The 15,495-nt window shown below is 56.2% G+C and carries 18 protein-coding genes; 8 read left to right on the forward strand and 10 right to left on the reverse strand.

Features of this window, described 5'->3' with window-relative positions; translation table 11 throughout:
* The first annotated feature begins 36 nt into the window (after positions 1 to 36).
* Positions 37 to 999 carry a lysylphosphatidylglycerol synthase domain-containing protein gene (locus FBZ99_RS25990; RefSeq protein WP_145635647.1) on the forward strand — a complete coding sequence of 321 codons (963 nt, stop codon included), beginning with the start codon at positions 37 to 39 and terminating at the stop codon, positions 997 to 999.
* Here the strand turns inward: FBZ99_RS25990 and FBZ99_RS25995 are convergent.
* Entirely contained in the window at positions 946 to 2,427 is a 1,482-nt protein-coding gene (locus FBZ99_RS25995) for a phospholipase D-like domain-containing protein (protein ID WP_246661203.1), read from the reverse strand. The genes FBZ99_RS25990 and FBZ99_RS25995 overlap by 54 nt on opposite strands.
* Positions 2,428 to 2,606: 179 nt before the next feature.
* Entirely contained in the window at positions 2,607 to 2,816 is a 210-nt protein-coding gene (locus tag FBZ99_RS33640) for a hypothetical protein (RefSeq protein WP_145635835.1), read from the reverse strand.
* Between the two features lies 1 nt (position 2,817).
* Between FBZ99_RS33640 and FBZ99_RS26005 the strand changes: the two genes are divergently transcribed.
* The 4 genes from FBZ99_RS26005 (at position 2,818) to FBZ99_RS26020 (ending at position 5,340) form a co-directional block, all read left to right on the forward strand.
* Positions 2,818 to 3,228 carry a hypothetical protein gene (locus tag FBZ99_RS26005; RefSeq protein ID WP_145635649.1) on the forward strand — a complete coding sequence of 137 codons (411 nt, stop codon included), beginning with the start codon at positions 2,818 to 2,820 and terminating at the stop codon, positions 3,226 to 3,228.
* An 86-nt stretch (positions 3,229 to 3,314) separates the two neighbouring features.
* Positions 3,315 to 3,842, forward strand: a complete 528-nt coding sequence (locus FBZ99_RS26010) for a DUF4142 domain-containing protein (RefSeq protein WP_113353042.1) — start codon at positions 3,315 to 3,317, stop codon at positions 3,840 to 3,842.
* 135 nt (positions 3,843 to 3,977) lie between these two features.
* Positions 3,978 to 4,859, forward strand: coding sequence for an MBL fold metallo-hydrolase (locus FBZ99_RS26015; RefSeq protein WP_145635651.1), 882 nt, complete (start codon positions 3,978 to 3,980; stop codon positions 4,857 to 4,859).
* 247 nt (positions 4,860 to 5,106) lie between these two features.
* On the forward strand, positions 5,107 to 5,340 hold the full coding sequence (locus FBZ99_RS26020; protein WP_113421108.1) for a hypothetical protein: 234 nt from the start codon (positions 5,107 to 5,109) through the stop codon (positions 5,338 to 5,340).
* A gap of 49 nt (positions 5,341 to 5,389) precedes the next feature.
* On the opposite strand, the gene FBZ99_RS26025 is transcribed toward FBZ99_RS26020, so the two are convergent.
* Positions 5,390 to 6,625 carry an NRAMP family divalent metal transporter gene (locus FBZ99_RS26025; protein WP_246661204.1) on the reverse strand — a complete coding sequence of 412 codons (1,236 nt, stop codon included), beginning with the start codon at positions 6,623 to 6,625 and terminating at the stop codon, positions 5,390 to 5,392.
* A 264-nt stretch (positions 6,626 to 6,889) separates the two neighbouring features.
* On the opposite strand from FBZ99_RS26025, the gene FBZ99_RS26030 reads away from it, so the two are divergent.
* Complete coding sequence (locus FBZ99_RS26030) at positions 6,890 to 7,093, forward strand: hypothetical protein (protein WP_113353038.1); 204 nt, start codon at positions 6,890 to 6,892, stop codon at positions 7,091 to 7,093.
* A gap of 215 nt (positions 7,094 to 7,308) precedes the next feature.
* Here FBZ99_RS26030 and cyoD read toward each other — a convergent pair whose 3' ends face one another.
* From cyoD to FBZ99_RS26055, 5 genes are all read right to left on the reverse strand, one after another.
* Positions 7,309 to 7,728 carry a cytochrome o ubiquinol oxidase subunit IV gene (cyoD, locus tag FBZ99_RS26035; protein WP_145635655.1) on the reverse strand — a complete coding sequence of 140 codons (420 nt, stop codon included), beginning with the start codon at positions 7,726 to 7,728 and terminating at the stop codon, positions 7,309 to 7,311.
* Complete coding sequence (locus tag FBZ99_RS26040) at positions 7,728 to 8,420, reverse strand: cytochrome c oxidase subunit 3 (RefSeq protein WP_145635657.1); 693 nt, start codon at positions 8,418 to 8,420, stop codon at positions 7,728 to 7,730. Before FBZ99_RS26040 ends, cyoD begins: the two co-directional genes overlap by 1 nt.
* Complete coding sequence (locus FBZ99_RS26045; protein ID WP_145635660.1) at positions 8,417 to 10,429, reverse strand: cbb3-type cytochrome c oxidase subunit I; 2,013 nt, start codon at positions 10,427 to 10,429, stop codon at positions 8,417 to 8,419. Before FBZ99_RS26045 ends, FBZ99_RS26040 begins: the two co-directional genes overlap by 4 nt.
* A gap of 2 nt (positions 10,430 to 10,431) precedes the next feature.
* Positions 10,432 to 11,361: a ubiquinol oxidase subunit II gene (gene cyoA, locus FBZ99_RS26050; protein WP_113421110.1), complete on the reverse strand. Its 930-nt coding sequence runs from the start codon at positions 11,359 to 11,361 to the stop codon at positions 10,432 to 10,434.
* A gap of 130 nt (positions 11,362 to 11,491) precedes the next feature.
* A complete protein-coding gene (locus FBZ99_RS26055) occupies positions 11,492 to 11,947 on the reverse strand; it encodes a hypothetical protein (protein ID WP_113353034.1) in 456 nt (151 codons plus the stop codon).
* Positions 11,948 to 12,326: 379 nt separating this feature from the next.
* On the opposite strand from FBZ99_RS26055, the gene FBZ99_RS26060 reads away from it, so the two are divergent.
* Together FBZ99_RS26060 and FBZ99_RS26065 are read left to right on the forward strand one after the other, a co-directional pair.
* Positions 12,327 to 12,887: an NUDIX hydrolase gene (locus FBZ99_RS26060; RefSeq protein WP_113353033.1), complete on the forward strand. Its 561-nt coding sequence runs from the start codon at positions 12,327 to 12,329 to the stop codon at positions 12,885 to 12,887.
* 143 nt (positions 12,888 to 13,030) lie between these two features.
* Positions 13,031 to 13,936: a c-type cytochrome gene (locus tag FBZ99_RS26065; protein ID WP_145635662.1), complete on the forward strand. Its 906-nt coding sequence runs from the start codon at positions 13,031 to 13,033 to the stop codon at positions 13,934 to 13,936.
* Positions 13,937 to 13,942: 6 nt separating this feature from the next.
* Here FBZ99_RS26065 and FBZ99_RS26070 read toward each other — a convergent pair whose 3' ends face one another.
* Positions 13,943 to 14,362 carry a c-type cytochrome gene (locus tag FBZ99_RS26070; RefSeq protein WP_113353031.1) on the reverse strand — a complete coding sequence of 140 codons (420 nt, stop codon included), beginning with the start codon at positions 14,360 to 14,362 and terminating at the stop codon, positions 13,943 to 13,945.
* Positions 14,337 to 15,233: a cytochrome c oxidase assembly protein gene (locus FBZ99_RS26075; protein ID WP_145635838.1), complete on the reverse strand. Its 897-nt coding sequence runs from the start codon at positions 15,231 to 15,233 to the stop codon at positions 14,337 to 14,339. Before FBZ99_RS26075 ends, FBZ99_RS26070 begins: the two co-directional genes overlap by 26 nt.
* Between the last annotated feature and the right edge of the window lie 262 nt (positions 15,234 to 15,495).

Raw genomic sequence — 15,495 nt, forward strand, 5'->3', positions numbered from 1 at the left:
TCCGCAGAATAGCCGGCGTGAACAAAGGCAGACCCGATGACCCGGAAAGGCTTGATATGGAATGCGGCAATGCTTGGCGCGCTTTGCCTGGCGCTCTTTCTTCTTTATCGGATCCTTTCGCACTACAGTTTGGAAGAGATTGAAGCATCGCTGCGCAAACTCCCCTTCCTGTGCCTTGCGGCAGCGATCCTCTTCGCGGCGGGTTCCTATATCAGCCTGACCGGCTTCGATTATCTGGCCATTCTGTCGCTTCGAAAGTCCTTGCCATATTCAAAAATTGCGCTGGCATCCCTCATCAGCCTGTCGATGGGTCACAATATCGGATTTGCAGGGCTCAGCAGCGGTGCATTTCGTTATCGCTATTATGCTCGCTGGGGCCTTAGCATGGAAGATGTCGCGAAGATCATCCTATTTTCCGGTGTGACGGTCGCCCTCGGCCTGCTAACCATCGGCGGTATCGCCTTGCTTGTCGCTTCGGAAGATATCGTTACGCTGCTGCACGTCGATGCTCCAGCTCTGCGTATATTGGGTGGCGCTCTTCTTTGCATTCCTGTGATCTATAGTATTCTGGCTAAATACCTGCGAAGGCGGCTGACCTTATGGCATTGGTCATTTGAATTGCCTCAAGCAAGGATAGCTCTGGCACAGATTACGATTGGCACTGTGAATTTTGCCTTCGTGTCCGCATGCCTTTACGCTTTGTTTTCGGCTTATGCCGAGGTATCCTATTTCCGCACCGTCACTGCATTCGTGCTTGCCAACACTCTCGTCCTGACCACCCACGTCCCCGGAGGTCTCGGTATCCTGGAGACAACCCTGGCATATGCTGTTCCGAATGCCGCCTCGATCGGAGCCTTGATCGCTTTTCGCTTGATCTACTATCTCATTCCGCTTCTGTTCGGTGGCATCACGATGATGATTACCGAACTGATCTTCAGTCAGCAATCAGCCAAACCGAAGCATGCGATACAATCGAGCCGCGACACGACGGAGGCGTGATGGCGGCCAGGGCCGTGCGGGGTCAAACAGGGCGGTCCCCAAAACAGGTGTGGTCTTTCGGCTTTTCGAGTGAAGCGGTCTCAAGCCCCTTGCGCCAAGATCGAGCGCCGCGATCGCATGGATAAGAGAGCCATTTTGCTCAAAGACCTGATCGAGCGTTTCGGAAGAACAGCCGAGAAATTCCGAAAGAAGGCTGTGACGCAGGCTGCGGATGACCCTCCTATGTTCGGCGCCTTGCGCCTCAAATAGAATGTCGCACTCCGTATCCAAACTCTCCGAGCGATGATTGAGGTTCGATGAGCCAATTCGTACCAGGATGTCATCTGCGATCAACAACTTTGAATGAACAAAAAGAGGCACCTGCCGCGTTCCATCCGGAATGACCGGATAGAAAACGCGCAAACGATCGAACTCGTCCGCATGTTTGAGTTTCGCAATGATCCTATCCCTATTCCTGTCCATGATCATCTTTTCGATCAGACCATGCGAGCGGTACGCACAGACGATCACGATCTCGGGTCCTTCTTTCTCCTTCAAACGCGCAACCAATGCTTCGGCGATATTGAACGAGGCGAGATATTGCGTTTCGATGTAGAGATGGCGCCTCGCTGCATCGATCATTTGTTTGGCTGTGACGCTTCCGAGATTATCGCGCATCCGTGATCCTCTCGTGGGATTTGAGACGGCAAGCCTGATTGGCATGTTGGAAAGAGAAAGCGATCCTTCGCATTGCGAGTCATGCTCGCAAGTACGTGCCAAGGGTTCATGCCGCTCGCCAGTTGCCGCCGCCCACCGCTGTCTGGCAATGTCAGAGACGATCCTTGCTGCCTGCCCAGTTACCATGACCTGGAGGTCATGCACCGCTTCGTAGGGCACGCCCTCCGAATCTCGTCTGCGCTGATCTCCGGCACGATGGCCACGTGTGTCCCACCTGCGCGATGCCAGATCGATGCCGCCGAGGAACGCGACATTGTCGTCAACGCAAACAAGCTTTTGATGATGGCAGCCGAGCAAGACGGGTTGGATCGCAAAGCGTAGCTGGATACGATCACTCTTCGGAAAGGTTTTTTGAAAAAATATTCTCAGGGATTTATCCGAATAGATTGGCCCAAGTGCCCAAACCAGAATGCGGATCTGTAAATCCGGATTGGAAAGGGTTGCTTGTTCGAGGGCGTCTCCCAAGGTTGCGTCCGATTTTTGCGGCTCCAGCAATATTGTCGGATTAAAGTTCCAACCAATAATCCAGATCTGCCGTTTAGCCTCGTTCAGCGTCCCGGCAAGGCACGAAAAATAATTCTTGCCATTGATGAGAAAACTCACTTTCTCCGCGGTCCCCGACAATAATGGCTTAGCACTTTGCTGCATCGTGGCTGAAATCTGCAATCGTTGTGATTGATTCAAAGCAATAACCGGCTTTTGCGTCGACACTCGCTATCGCTTGATGACCGGTACCGGGGATCGTTATCTTGCCATACCCTCATCAATCGCCCTGAGCATCCCCTGCTTGATGTCATCTTTGCAGGGATGCCAATCGGTGGAATTTTCGAAACTCGATACCGCGGATACGACAATCTGTTTTGATCGTCGTTTTGCTCGTTCGCTATTGCTCAGCGGCGATTGCTGACGTGATCGCGATATTGTTCTGTCTGAACGCCGCGGCTGTCGAGACCTCGTTCCCTCGAATGTTGTGCCTTGTCACGGTTGGACAGAACGGCATTTTTCCCGACCTTCCCTTCCTCAAGTGTCGTAGCAGCGCCTGACGCGTCACCTTTGCCTTTCGATCCGCGGGAGAAGTGCTTTTTTCCTGCGTGAGCCATCATGCATCTCCATCAATTTGCCAGGACGGCAGTGCTTTACCTTGACCATCCGATGAGGGTGGACCGCGGCGAAAGCACCTTTGGAACATCCAACTTCCATTTCTGTCGATTGTTCCCTCTGGGCTGCGGAACCGGCATCGACACACGGCACAGATTTATTGTTCCGACCCGGGAACATTCCTTGCCTGCGATAGTTGCGTTGCAACATCTTGAAGGAGAAGAGATGCGGAATGATGATGAGAAAAATTCTCTCGAAACGGATCCGATTGTGTCCGCAAACGACAGTCCTCAACAGAAGAGCAGAAAACGGCGGGCGGGATACCTGATCGTACTTGCGCTTTTGATCATCGCGTTGCTGACACTCGCCGAATGGATACTGAACGGTACCATCATCTTTTCCAACGCGCGGTAGCCGCCGCGTGACTTCAAACAGCAGGAAACCCAGTGAAACGGAAGATACTTGGATTCCATAAAGGTAGATCTGAAAAGGAGACCAGCATGAAGCTCGCGATCGTCACTATTGCGGTAGCGCTGGCAGCGGCGCCAGCATATTCTCAATCAACAGCGGAAAAGACAGGTGTTAATTCGCTCGTGGGGGCGGCGCCAAATACCCAAGACTTTGTCAATGAAGCCGCCAGCAGCGATATGTTTGAAATTGAATCGAGCAAGCTCGCGCTGCAGCGAGGCAATGATCAAACGAAAAAATTCGCTCAGCAAATGATTGATGATCACCAAAAGACAACGAATGAGCTGAAAGATCTCGTCAACAGTGGAAAGGTCAAGGCGACACTGCCAACGGAGATGAGTTCAAGCCAGAAGAAGATGCTGGCGCGGCTGCAGAAAATGCAGGGAAATGACTTTGTCAAACGCTACGACGCGGACCAGCGTTCAGCTCATGCGAATGCGGTTGATCTTTTCAAACGCTATGGAAACGGCGGCGAGGATGCAAGTCTGAAGACCTGGGCCGCCAATACGAGGCCGAAACTCGAGCAGCATCTGCAAATGGCCAAGGAACTTCCAAAGTAAAAAGGCTACCGGGATGAGTGGATGGCTACGGCATGGCTGTATTTTCATCCGCTCATCCGAAGGTGAAACACAATCGATCTCGAAGTGATTGATGGGTGGTTCGGAGACGATTTGGCTCGCAACGGAGTGCGGGATATGGATGACCAACTGCATCTCAGCGATAGCGATGTCATCGAAGTCGAAAACGAGGATGGAACGCGGAAAATCTGCGATGATGTGGCCTACCTGAAGCTCTCCATCGTCAATGCGGTTTTTCTGGGCAAGCCTGTGCCGGATAGCAACTGGCTCCTCATCGATACCGGTTTGCCATCGTCACAGGATCGGATCTTGGCAGCTGCGGCGCGCCGCTTCGGTGCGACCTCCCGGCCCGCTGCCATTATCATGACTCACGGACATATTGACCACGCCGGATCTGTCGAACGCTTGGCCGCTTTTTGGGATGTGCCGGTCTACGCCCATCCGCTCGAGCATCCTTACCTGGATGGACGTGCGTCTTATCCGCCTGCAGACCCATGGGTTGGTGGCGGAAGCTTTGCGCTCATGTCGCCCCTGCTGCCGCGCGGCCCCTCCAACCTCGGCGGCATGCTTCAAAGCCTGCCTGCCGACGGCACCGTACCTTTCGCTTCCCAATGGTCATGGCTGCATACACCCGGCCATACACCGGGACATATCTCCCTTTGGCGCGAAAGAGATCGCACCCTCGTCGCCGGTGATGCCGTCATCACGACCGGCCAGGAATCCGTCTACGATGTAGTGACGCAGGCTCCCAGACTGCATGGTCCGCCTCGTTATCTGACGATCGACTGGCAGGCATCGGAACAATCAGCAAAGCAGATTGCTAGTCTCAAGCCGGAACGATTGATCAGCGGTCATGGCCCGGCGCTGGGCGGGGCCGGCTTGCGCGCAGCCCTCGATACGCTGGCGACCAATTTCTGGGATATTGCCGCGCCAGCGGACGGCCGATATGTCGATCATCCGGCAAGAGCCACCGACGGCACGGCCTATTGCCGGCCCTGATGATTTGCCACGCTGCAAGACCGGCCGCGCTTTCGCTTTCTCCACCTTTGCAAGAGCCTGCAAGAACCAAGGATCGCTTGAAAGGAGCAGATCGTACCTCCGACCATTCTACCGATGCCCTCTACAAACTGCCGCTCGCCGCGGGAACAACGATTGTCTCCGGAAGTTTGAAAATGGACCGACGAGGGCCGCTGGATATCACCACGGGATCGCCGGAGAAAGCGCATGAGCCACAGGAGTTTCGATAATGAACGTGATCCAGCTTCCGCAGGTCCGTCGATTGGATCGCGACCCTGAACCCGAATTCCGTACAAGTGATCGTAACGGGCGTACCATGTTCCGTTTCCTGGCCGATTACCATATCGATGGACGGACGTTCGGCATCAGTTTCTGGGCCTATGATCTGGCCGACGCGGAGCGTCGCGTTGCATCCATGCGCGCCAATCTGAGCCTTCAAGGTCAGATCTTCTGCCGGATGTGAGGAGCTTATTCTTTCCATTGGCAGGCGGATGCCTGCTCCATCGCCCATCCTATATGATCCATGTCACCACGAGCCCGGCACTGGCCGAGAAAATGGCCAGGACTGTCAGCCAGCCGGCGACATTCATAAGACGTGAATTCACATGCTCGCCCATGATCAACTTGTTGTTCGTCATGAACAGCAGCAATAGCAAGAGAGGCGGAGTAGAAAATCCCTGAACCACGCCGGACCATACCAAGGCTTTCATCGGATTTATGCCAATGAAGTTCATCGCGACCGCGATCAACGTTACCGCTGTGATGATGACGTAAAATCCCGGCGCCTCGCGGGCACTGGCGTTCAGGCTGCCCTTGATGCCCATTGACTGGGCGAGGTCATAGGCCGCTCCCGTCGTCATGACGGGAACCGCCAGAAATCCGACCGATATGATTCCAGCCGCAAACAAATATCCGGCGGCCTGTCCGGCGATTGGCTTTAGCGCTTCGGCCGCCTGCGCGGCCGTTTGGATATCCATGTGCCCCTGAACATGCAGCGTCGCGCCGGTCGCCATAATGATGAAGTACATGACCAGGTTGGAGAACGTCATTCCGACAAGGATTTCGTTGCGGGAACGAGCCAGTTTCGAGCTGCTGACGCCTCGTCTGGCTTTCACCGAAGTCTTTCCCTCGGCGATTTTTTCCTCGACCTCTTCATTGGATTGCCAGGTGTAGAGATACGCCGACAGCGTAGTGCCGATGATCGCCACGATGATCGAAAGAAATTCCTCGTTAAATTCGATGGATGGAATGAGCGAGCCCTTAAGAACGGCCATCCAGTCCGGTTTCGCTAATATAGCCGCGCCTGTATAGGCCAGCAAACTGAGGGCCAGCCAGCGAAAAATTCGGCGAATGAGAATGTAGGAGCCCATCACTTGTAGACAGAGCAGAATGACTGCCATCACGGCAACGATAAGGGGAACGGAAAGCGGCACGAAAAGGTTGACGGCCGCCGCCATTCCGCCCAGGTCGGCGGCAGCCTCGATCGTATTGCCGATAACGACTCCGGCCAGCGCCAGATAAAGAAACCATCGGGGATAATTGTCATGGATGACTTGAAATAGTCCACGTCCGGTTACCTGCCCGAGCTTCGATGAAAGGTACACGACCGTGAACATCATCGGCAGCGTAACGGGCGCGGTCCAGAGCATCCCGAGACCGAAGCGTGCTCCGGCGCTGGCATAGGTGCCGATTGCCGAGGGATCGTCGTCGGCCGCTCCAGAAATGAGACCGCGGCCGAGCAGGCTCATTCCTTCATGACGTTGCCTAGTTGGGGATCCATCGCTCTCCTGGTGCTTCATTGCGAAACCGCCCGGACCCGCGCGGTCATGACCGGGGAGCGTCTAAGGGTTGTCAGTTCGTTACGAAACAATCGCATGAAAGATATCATTTCCGTCTAAGCGGCGAAATCGGCGGAAGTTCCGTGCGACCGGCAAATACCTCTCGTCCCTCCGATCTCGTGGAACTTTGCGGCTCTTTCGCAGTAAGGTTCATTTCCAAGGAAAGGCTGCATCATGACAGGCAAAGAAACAAAGTTCGGCGGTCCGAACATTCCTTCCCGGAAAGCGACATCGGACAATCCCGCTCCGATCCAGCAATCGAGTGAGCAAGAGGGTATGGCCCCAACCGTCCTTGAAAAAGATCTGGTGACGCCGATTGGTAAATCGGGCGTGCGCATTTCCAAGAACGATCGGAGTAAGCCAGGCACAAAGGAATAAGACAGGCTTCCGCATGAACCGACGAAAATCTAGTAGGCTGTCGCAGCGGAAAGCCATATGAAGCTGAGCATATATCCGGCCGTCAGCGAAATGCAGATCGCAAATAGAAGAGCGAAGCACTTCGGTGACATATTGAAGCTCCTTCACTGCCTGTCCCTACTTGGCAAGCATTGTGATGCGGCATCACGCAGCTTTCGGTTGCATGATCCAAATACTCATGGCTGCATATTCATCATTTGATCCATGGGCATGGGCATCATGTTTTGCTTCAGATGGTCCATGATCCAGATTGAACCGAGAACGATCAGCACGACGACCAATATGCCGAATGCCAGTGCGAGGACGTTGTTTGTGTTGTCGGGGCCAGTGGTGATATGCAGAAAGAACACCAGATGCACGCCCATTTGCGCAATTGCGAGTACGATAAGCGCTACCGGAATTGCCGGCCCGTAAACAATGTTGGAAGTGGCCAGCAAGAAGGAAGCAGCCGTCAGAATGATAGAAAATCCCAGGCCCAAGTTTGCGTTCAACACCCAGTGGCCGCTTTCTTCCGGTGGCTCGTCACCGGGCGCATGGTCGTCCCGCAAATTCCGCCTATTATCATATATGTCCGTGTCGGTGTCGGAGGTACTCATTAGCGAACTCCCATCAGATAGACGATCGTGAAAATGCCGATCCAGACGATATCAAGTGCATGCCAGAAGAGATTGAAGCAGATCAATCGATGAATGATCTCGCGGCGAAATCCTTTTATAAAGACCTGGGCCATCATCGTGGCCAGCCACACGCCGCCGAGCGTGACGTGCAGTCCATGCAGTCCGACCAGCCCATAGAAGGAAGTGAGCATTGCGCTGCGTTGCGGCGTGAAGCCGCGATCGGATAGTTCGATGAATTCCCATAGCTCAAGAAGAACGAACATCAATCCCAGCAGGCCTGTCAGAAGCAGAAATATAAGCGTCCACAGCTTATTGCGCGCATTTGTCGCCGCAAACGACAGCATGCAGGTGTAACTCGACAATAGCAGCGCCGCGGTTTCGAATCCCACGCGTTGCACATCGACGATATCGGTAATCACCGGCCCGCCGGCCGTCGCCCCCCTTTGCACGGCGAATGCGGCGAAGAAACACGCGAAAATGATGATGTCGCTCAGCAGATAGATCCAGAATCCGTAGCCGACAAGAATTCGCTTGTCCGCGGGGCCGGTAGCGCCCTGGCCAGTTCCCACCGCGGGCTCCCCCGGGCCATGAGCACGGTGGCCCAGACGATGCGGATCTTCGCGAAGGCGCCGGATGGCTTCGACGCTCGCCGGCAGCCCGGTATCCGTCATGGCAATACTCCCTGTTCTGAGATTCGCGCGAGCATCGCCTCGCGAGCGGAGCGCCGGACACGGTCGACGCGCGCGACCTCGTCGGCCGAAACCTCGAATTCATGAACGTCGCGCCATGCGAAGACCACGAAGCCAATGAAGGCCGCCACGAGCGCCACGATGGCAAGCCACCAGATGTACCAGATCATCGCGAAACCGAAGATCGTGGCGAAAAAGGCTGTATAGATTCCAACGGGACTGTTTACCGGCATCTCGATAGGCTCATAATCCGGTTCGGGCGATAGTTGCTGTGATTCCACGGCGCGAAGTTTGATACCCCAATAGGCCTCCTCCCCCTCGACATTCGGCATGACGGCGAAGTTGAAGAACGGCGGCGGCGACGGGGTTGCCCATTCAAGAGAACGACCATCCCACGGATCTCCGGTGATATCCCGCAGCTTTTCCCGCTGGCGAATGCTGACGATCAATTGAATGACCTGTGCGATGACCCCCAGGACAAGAATGCCGACACCGACGACGGAGACGTAAAGCCAGGGCGCCCATTCGGGAACGTCGATGTGCTGCAGCCGCCGTGTCATTCCATCGAGTCCGAGAACGTAAAGGGGCGTAAAGGTCACCCAAAACCCCGCGAAAGCCAGCCAGAAAGCTGCTTTGCCCCAACCTGCATGGAGCCGGAAACCGAATGCTTTCGGAAACCAGAATTCCATCCCCGCGAAAACGCCGAACACGACACCGCCAATGATGACGTTGTGAAAATGCGCCACCAGAAACATGGAATTATGCGTCAGGAAATCCGCTGGCGGTATGGCGAGCAGGACACCCGTCAACCCGCCTATGGTGAAAGTGAAGATGAAGCCCATCGACCAAAGCATCGGCACTTCGAAACGAACCCTTCCGCCATACATCGTAAAGATCCAGTTGTAGATTTTGACGCCGGTGCCGACGGCGATGATGCTGGAGGAGATGCCGAAGAAGGTGTTGACCGCGGCGCCAGCCCCCATCGTGAAGAAGTGGTGCAGCCATACCAGCATCGAAACGATGCAAATGAACATCGTCGCCGCCACCATCGAGCGGTAGCCAAATAGCGGCTTGCCGGAAAAGGTCGAAAAGACTTCGGAAAAGATGCCGAAGGCGGGCAGGACGAGGATGTAGACTTCCGGATGACCCCACGCCCATATCAGGTTCACAAACATCATCGGATTTCCGCCCGCCGTATTTGTGAAATAATGCCATCCCACATAGCGATCGAGCGTCAACATGGCGAGCGTCGCCGTTAGGATCGGAAAGGCTGCCACGATCAGCAGACAGGAAGCCAGCGCGGTCCAGCAGAAGACCGGCATTCTGAGATAGCTCATCCCCTGGCACCGCATCTTCAATATCGTCGTGACGATATTGATGCCGGTCATCAGGGTCCCTATGCCGGAAATCTGCACGGCCCAAAGATAGTAATCGACGCCTACGCCTGGCGTATAGCTCGTCTCGCTGAGAGGCGGGTATGGCAGCCATCCGGTGCGGGCGAACTCGCCGATGAAGAGCGACACATTGACCAGCAGCGCACCGCTGGCCGTCAGCCAGAACCCAACCGAGTTGAATGTCGGGAAGGCAACGTCACGGACGCCGAGCTGCAGCGGCACGAGGAAATTCATAAATCCCAAGACGAGGGGCATGGCACCGAACAGGATCATGATCGTTCCATGCGCAGTGAATATCTGATTATAATGTTCGGGCGGCAGGTAACCGGGGGCATCGATCGCGACCGCCTGCTGGGTGCGCATCATGATCGCATCGGCGAAGCCACGGATGAGCATGACGACACCGAGCAGACAATACATAATGCCGATGCGCTTGTGATCGACGCTTGTGATCCACTCTCGCCATAAATAGGGCCACCATCCTCTTACGGTGACCAGAATCAAGACCACAATGGCGATGAGGATGACGGCGATGGAGGTGATCAGCGGGATCGGCTGAGACAGGGGAATCGCCGAGAGCCCGAGTTTTCCCAACATGTTCAATCCTTTCCGCCAGTAGAAGTCTCGCGACCCGCATGTTGTGGGGACTCGGCCTCGGGACCGGGACCTGGCGGAATCGTCTGTTGAACAATGGCATCGAAAAGCCCGGGATCCGCCAGCCGATAGGCCACAGGCTGAACGCGCTCGCTCTGCTGTAAGAGCTTGCCATACTCATCCCGATCGAGAGGAAGATCGGTCGCCTGAGTGCTCTTCATCCAGGTTTCAAACTCTGCATCCGGAACGCTTCTGACCTCGAACTCCATGTCCGAGAAACCGTCGCCGGAAAACTGAGCGGATATGCCCCGCAGGCGAGCGGATTCATCCGACTGAAGGTGCAGTTGCGAAATCATGCCAGGCATGGCGTAGATCATCGACCCAAGCCGAGGCACGAAAAACGCGTTGAAGACGCTCGCCGACGTGATCGAAAAGTGTACCGGCGTGCCAGTCGGGATCACGACTTGATTGACGGTGGCAATCCCGTTTTTTGGATAGATGAAAAGCCATTTCCAATCGAGCGATACGACCTGCACCTCGAGAGGTGGCTTGCTCGATGATAGCGGCCTGAACGGGTCGAGCCTGTGCGACCCGATCCAGATCAGACCGCCAATAAACATGATCGTCAGGATTGGAATCGACCAGACGACCGCCTCGATGCGTCCGGAATAGGACCAATAAGGGAGATATTCCGCTCGGGGATTAGAGGCGCGATAACGCCATGCCATCCAGAACGCCAGCAGGATGGTCGGAACCACTATGGCGAGCATGATCACTGTGGCGTTGATCAGAATCGAGGCATCACCGGCGCCTACGGGGCCGACCGGGTTCAGTACCGCCACGGAACATGAGGAGAGGCCAAAACTCAATAGGCAAAAAGTCGCGCCGTGCCATCCGCGAGCGGACGCCGATTTTGGATTTTCCAAGCCGCGCATTCTGGATCGTCCTCTCCGTTGCGGCTCACCGAACTTACAACGTCAGGCATTGTTCCATCCAAAATGTCGTCTTGCGGAGTTCAGCGCGCCGCCGTTTTCGTAGCGCTGCGATTCCTTTCAGGTCAAATGATCAGCGATCGATTTGCGTGGGAAGAATCGTATCGACAGACACCTCGCCTTCCAGCACGCCGCGTTTGAGGTCGGTTCGGCCGCGAGCAATCTCGATCACGGTATAAAGCTTGTCATCGCGAAATGCGCTCGCATTGCTGGTCGTCACATCTTCGGCAGGGGCCGCATCGACTTCCATAAAGTCAAGCTCATTGCCCGCCGCCACGATGCGCGCGTCGCCTGCAGTCCTAGCCGCCACGACAACCGCGCCATGATCGCGGGCGTTGTCCCAATGCGGATCTTCCGGAGCGGCGATGGGTTCCAACCGGTAGATATTCAGAACCTCGCCGACATCGGTTGCTGAAGCAATGGTTGCCGCATCCCGAAGCTGACTCTGGCTCTCGACCGATCGCCCGAAGGTTGTTCTACTGGTTGCATTATTGACGTCGTCGGTGCCTGTTCTCGAAACATTCGACATGACATTCCTCGTTAGTTCCTGCATCCGTGTTCCCTAACCGCCTTGCAATCGAATTGGTTCCCGCCTTTCCAGTGCCGCGCCTCGACCATCACGCTCAGCAATGAACCCGAAAGGAAACGATGCATGATTCACTCCGTGGTTGCTTTTTCGACAAAAGCTCCACTTCATCTGATTTCACGTTATCTGATTTCACGTTCCGGTCACTCCAACCCCAAGGAATCTCGACGTGACCAATCTCAGCGCAAGACATTTTCCCACCATCCGCGGCACCTTTATCGCCGACGCGCGTTGAGTGAGTGCAAAATTGACGTCAGGTAGTGGGATCGGCACATTCTTTTGCCAATTTCTGGCCAAATGGCGTCAACGGAGGGAAATGACAATGGAACTGAAGCCATGGACGATCCAATCATCGCGGCAGATCCTAAAGGATCGGTGGATCGACGTGAGAGCCGACGACTGCGTAACCAGTGAAGGTCACCTGATCTCTCCCTACTACGTGCTTTCATACCCTGACTGGGTGCACGTCGTCGCAATTGGTGACGACAGTTCAGTCTTGTTGCTGGAGCAATACCGCCACGGACTGAATATCATATCGCTCGAAGTTCCCGGTGGAGGAATAGACGCGGGCGAAACGCCTTTGGAAGCGGCTAAGCGTGAACTTCTTGAAGAGACGGGCTTCGAGGCTCGCCATTGGCAATATTGTGGGCGCCTTGCACCCAATCCGGCGATGCAAACCAACTACAGCCACATCGTTTTAGCGACCGGGCTGACGGAGAGCCAAGCGCAGATGAACGATCCTTCAGAGCGTGTCGTACTGCGTCAGCTGCCTTTGATGGAAGCGGTAAACAAAGCCCTGACGGGTGGAATCTGCCAAGCCATTCACACTTCCGCCCTGCTGCTTGCCCTTGCGCGAGGAAACCTTCTGAAGATCACCACTTAGGCACGGAACCAATGGAAGGGACATGCGCGATTGACTATCGATAATCTTTAGAGCCGGCCGCCCATAAACGGAACGGATAGCCCAATGGGCAGTTCTATGAGAGCGCGATCTTTCGCGCTCCACCGAATCGGTCGATAAAACGCATGCGCATTCTGACTTGGCTGTGCCTGGCCGCCCTGCTGGCCGCCCCCGTGATCTGGTTCGTGACGGAACCTGCCATGCCTTTTGCGACGGGTGGTCCTCGCCTTCAAGACAACGGCGATCCGGCGCGGGGCCAGCTTATATTCGCCGCCGGCGACTGCGCGTCCTGCCACGCCACCACAGGCCAGAAGGATCGTCTGAAATTAGGCGGCGGTCTCGCACTTGCATCGCCTTTCGGCACATTTCGTGCACCCAATATTTCATCCGATCCCGTTGATGGCATCGGAAAATGGAGCACCGTCGATCTCGCCAACGCGTTGATTGGCGGTGTTTCGCCGCGATATCAGCACTACTATCCGGTATTTCCCTATCCAAGCTATACGGGTATGCGGCTCGAGGACATCAGCGATCTAAGGGCCTATCTGAGGACGTTGGCTCCGGTTTCCGGCCGCCCGCCCGCGCATGATCTGTTCTTCCCATTCCGCATGCGCCGCCTGCTGGGCTTTTGGAAATTGCTGTTCTTCCGTGAAGGGCAGACGCAAGGACCCGCCAGCACCGATCCTGTCCTGGCTCGTGGCCGCTATCTGGTCGAGACCCTGGGCCACTGCGCGGAATGCCACTCGTCGCGCAATATGTTCGGTGCGATAAAGCCAGAAACACGGTTTGCCGGCGGTACCGACCCTGAAGACACCGGCTTCGTTCCCAATATCACGCCGAGCCGGATCGGAAATTGGTCCGAAGCCGACATCGCGGAAATGCTGAAGAGCGGCAACACGCCAAACCATGGCCGCGTCGGCTCGTCTATGGCCGAGGTCGTCACCAACATGGCGATATTGCCGCAAAGCGATCGCGATGCCATCGGGCGCTACATCAAGACCCTGCCTCCTCGGCCGACACCGCATCCTTAAATGGGATCAATGGGTGTAGAGATAGGCGGCGACATCCCGGGCCTCGGCTTGCGAGATCCCTGTTTTTGGCATCGCGGAATTGGGCGAAAAATCCTGCGGCGACACGATCCAATGAACGAGGTTATCCCCCGTATTGTTGACGACGCCGCCGATATAGACCCGTTTTTGAAGACCCTCCAAAGTCCCGCCCACCTGACCATCGGCACCGGCTATGCCGGGGATTTGATGGCATCCGGTGCACCCATATCGACGAAAGATCGGCGGTGCGCGGGAGGGATCCCCGCCTTCGGTCAGTACGCGTGCCACCTGCAGGCGCTGCCGCGAAGTCTTCGCCATGTTCGCGCCAATCAGAGCGCAAAGCACTGCAATGGCTGCCGCACCCAGCCAGATGCCGCGAGATCTATAAAGGGCGGATGCGTGGGACATGACCCGCTCCCTTGCCGGCATTCGCGATCCATAGGGCTGCCATCGCGAGTGCGGCGCCGGCATAAATCGTCCCGGCTGGAATCCACATGACCATTCCCGCGAGCTGCTGATCCTCGAGCGGCGTAAGCCCCCATGTTTCCGCAGCATGCGTCTGCGCGACATAAAGGACGCGCGGCGCAAGTGCCATCAGCGCACCGAGTGCTCCAGTGTGCAGCATGGTCAGGAACAGGTGCCACGCCGCGACGCCGTGATTGCTGCGCCAGAAGATCGACCACCAGAATAGGATAGCGGTGCCGAAGAAGCTCAGATGCTGGAGGCGATGCAGCGTGACATCGCCAACGGCGGCATCGAACAGGATCGGCGCATGCCACGCCCATATGGCGACAGCATGCAATAGGGTGGCATTGGTTCCTCCGCTGAGCCAGCGCCAGACGATCCGCACGGAGCTCCGCCTCATCGCCCTCCCCGTCCAGCGCCTCAGCCGATCCGGCAGTCCCCAGAGAAGCATGCCTGCCGCTCGCGCGATGACGATCACCGGAGCGGAGATCGCCATGATGATTTCGTGCTCGATCATGTGAAAGGTAAAAAGCTGCTCTCCGAGCCAGCGCAACGGAGACAGCAGCGCAACGGCAAGCGTCACCCAGCCGGCCCAATAACAAAGGGCACGCTTCGCCACGAGGGGTCTGCTCGTTCGAGCGCGTCGCCTCAGCCTCCACCAACCTCGGCCGTAAAGAAAAGCCGCGACCGCTAACGGTGTCACGATCCACGGGTCGATCGTCCAGACCGAATGAAAGAGATGCGCTTCCGCGCCATGGGCGGCAGCCTCCCGCCCCGTCATCAGCAGGATCATGAGGGCGGCTAATGCTCGCATACGTTCAAGAGCCACGCGGCTCCTCCCTGCAGGAAAAGCGCGAAGGCGATGGCGAGCCCGACGAGGACACTGAGATGGCGGAGGAACAGCCCCGTTCGCGCCTCCTCGGGCGTAGAACCGGCCCGCGCTATCGCCGCGCTCGCCAACGCAAGTAGAATTGAGACGGAAGATGTCAGGACGGACCAATGCGAATGCCGGCTGCAATCGACATAGGGGAGCATCTGGCCAAGCTGGGTATTGCCGGCCCATACAAGCGGGGCAA

The organism is Rhizobium sp. ERR 1071 (assembly GCF_007828675.1).
GTDB classification, from domain to species: domain Bacteria; phylum Pseudomonadota; class Alphaproteobacteria; order Rhizobiales; family Rhizobiaceae; genus Rhizobium; species Rhizobium dioscoreae.

What these genes read in the sequence shown, in the direction of transcription:
- FBZ99_RS26040 (WP_145635657.1), bottom strand. Translation starts at nt 8,420, where the DNA reads ATGACGGATACCGGGCTGCCGGCGAGCGTCGAAGCCATCCGGCGCCTT.
- FBZ99_RS26005 (WP_145635649.1), top strand. Translation starts at nt 2,818, where the DNA reads ATGCATCTCCATCAATTTGCCAGGACGGCAGTGCTTTACCTTGACCAT.
- FBZ99_RS26025 (WP_246661204.1), bottom strand. Translation starts at nt 6,625, where the DNA reads ATGAGCCTGCTCGGCCGCGGTCTCATTTCTGGAGCGGCCGACGACGAT.
- FBZ99_RS26045 (WP_145635660.1), bottom strand. Translation starts at nt 10,429, where the DNA reads ATGTTGGGAAAACTCGGGCTCTCGGCGATTCCCCTGTCTCAGCCGATC.
- cyoA (WP_113421110.1), bottom strand. Translation starts at nt 11,361, where the DNA reads ATGCGCGGCTTGGAAAATCCAAAATCGGCGTCCGCTCGCGGATGGCAC.
- FBZ99_RS26010 (WP_113353042.1), top strand. Translation starts at nt 3,315, where the DNA reads ATGAAGCTCGCGATCGTCACTATTGCGGTAGCGCTGGCAGCGGCGCCA.
- FBZ99_RS26065 (WP_145635662.1), top strand. Translation starts at nt 13,031, where the DNA reads ATGCGCATTCTGACTTGGCTGTGCCTGGCCGCCCTGCTGGCCGCCCCC.
- cyoD (WP_145635655.1), bottom strand. Translation starts at nt 7,728, where the DNA reads ATGAGTACCTCCGACACCGACACGGACATATATGATAATAGGCGGAAT.
- FBZ99_RS26070 (WP_113353031.1), bottom strand. Translation starts at nt 14,362, where the DNA reads ATGTCCCACGCATCCGCCCTTTATAGATCTCGCGGCATCTGGCTGGGT.
- FBZ99_RS26015 (WP_145635651.1), top strand. Translation starts at nt 3,978, where the DNA reads ATGGATGACCAACTGCATCTCAGCGATAGCGATGTCATCGAAGTCGAA.
- FBZ99_RS26030 (WP_113353038.1), top strand. Translation starts at nt 6,890, where the DNA reads ATGACAGGCAAAGAAACAAAGTTCGGCGGTCCGAACATTCCTTCCCGG.
- FBZ99_RS26060 (WP_113353033.1), top strand. Translation starts at nt 12,327, where the DNA reads ATGGAACTGAAGCCATGGACGATCCAATCATCGCGGCAGATCCTAAAG.
- FBZ99_RS26075 (WP_145635838.1), bottom strand. Translation starts at nt 15,233, where the DNA reads ATGCGAGCATTAGCCGCCCTCATGATCCTGCTGATGACGGGGCGGGAG.
- FBZ99_RS26020 (WP_113421108.1), top strand. Translation starts at nt 5,107, where the DNA reads ATGAACGTGATCCAGCTTCCGCAGGTCCGTCGATTGGATCGCGACCCT.
- FBZ99_RS26055 (WP_113353034.1), bottom strand. Translation starts at nt 11,947, where the DNA reads ATGTCGAATGTTTCGAGAACAGGCACCGACGACGTCAATAATGCAACC.
- FBZ99_RS33640 (WP_145635835.1), bottom strand. Translation starts at nt 2,816, where the DNA reads ATGGCTCACGCAGGAAAAAAGCACTTCTCCCGCGGATCGAAAGGCAAA.
- FBZ99_RS25990 (WP_145635647.1), top strand. Translation starts at nt 37, where the DNA reads ATGACCCGGAAAGGCTTGATATGGAATGCGGCAATGCTTGGCGCGCTT.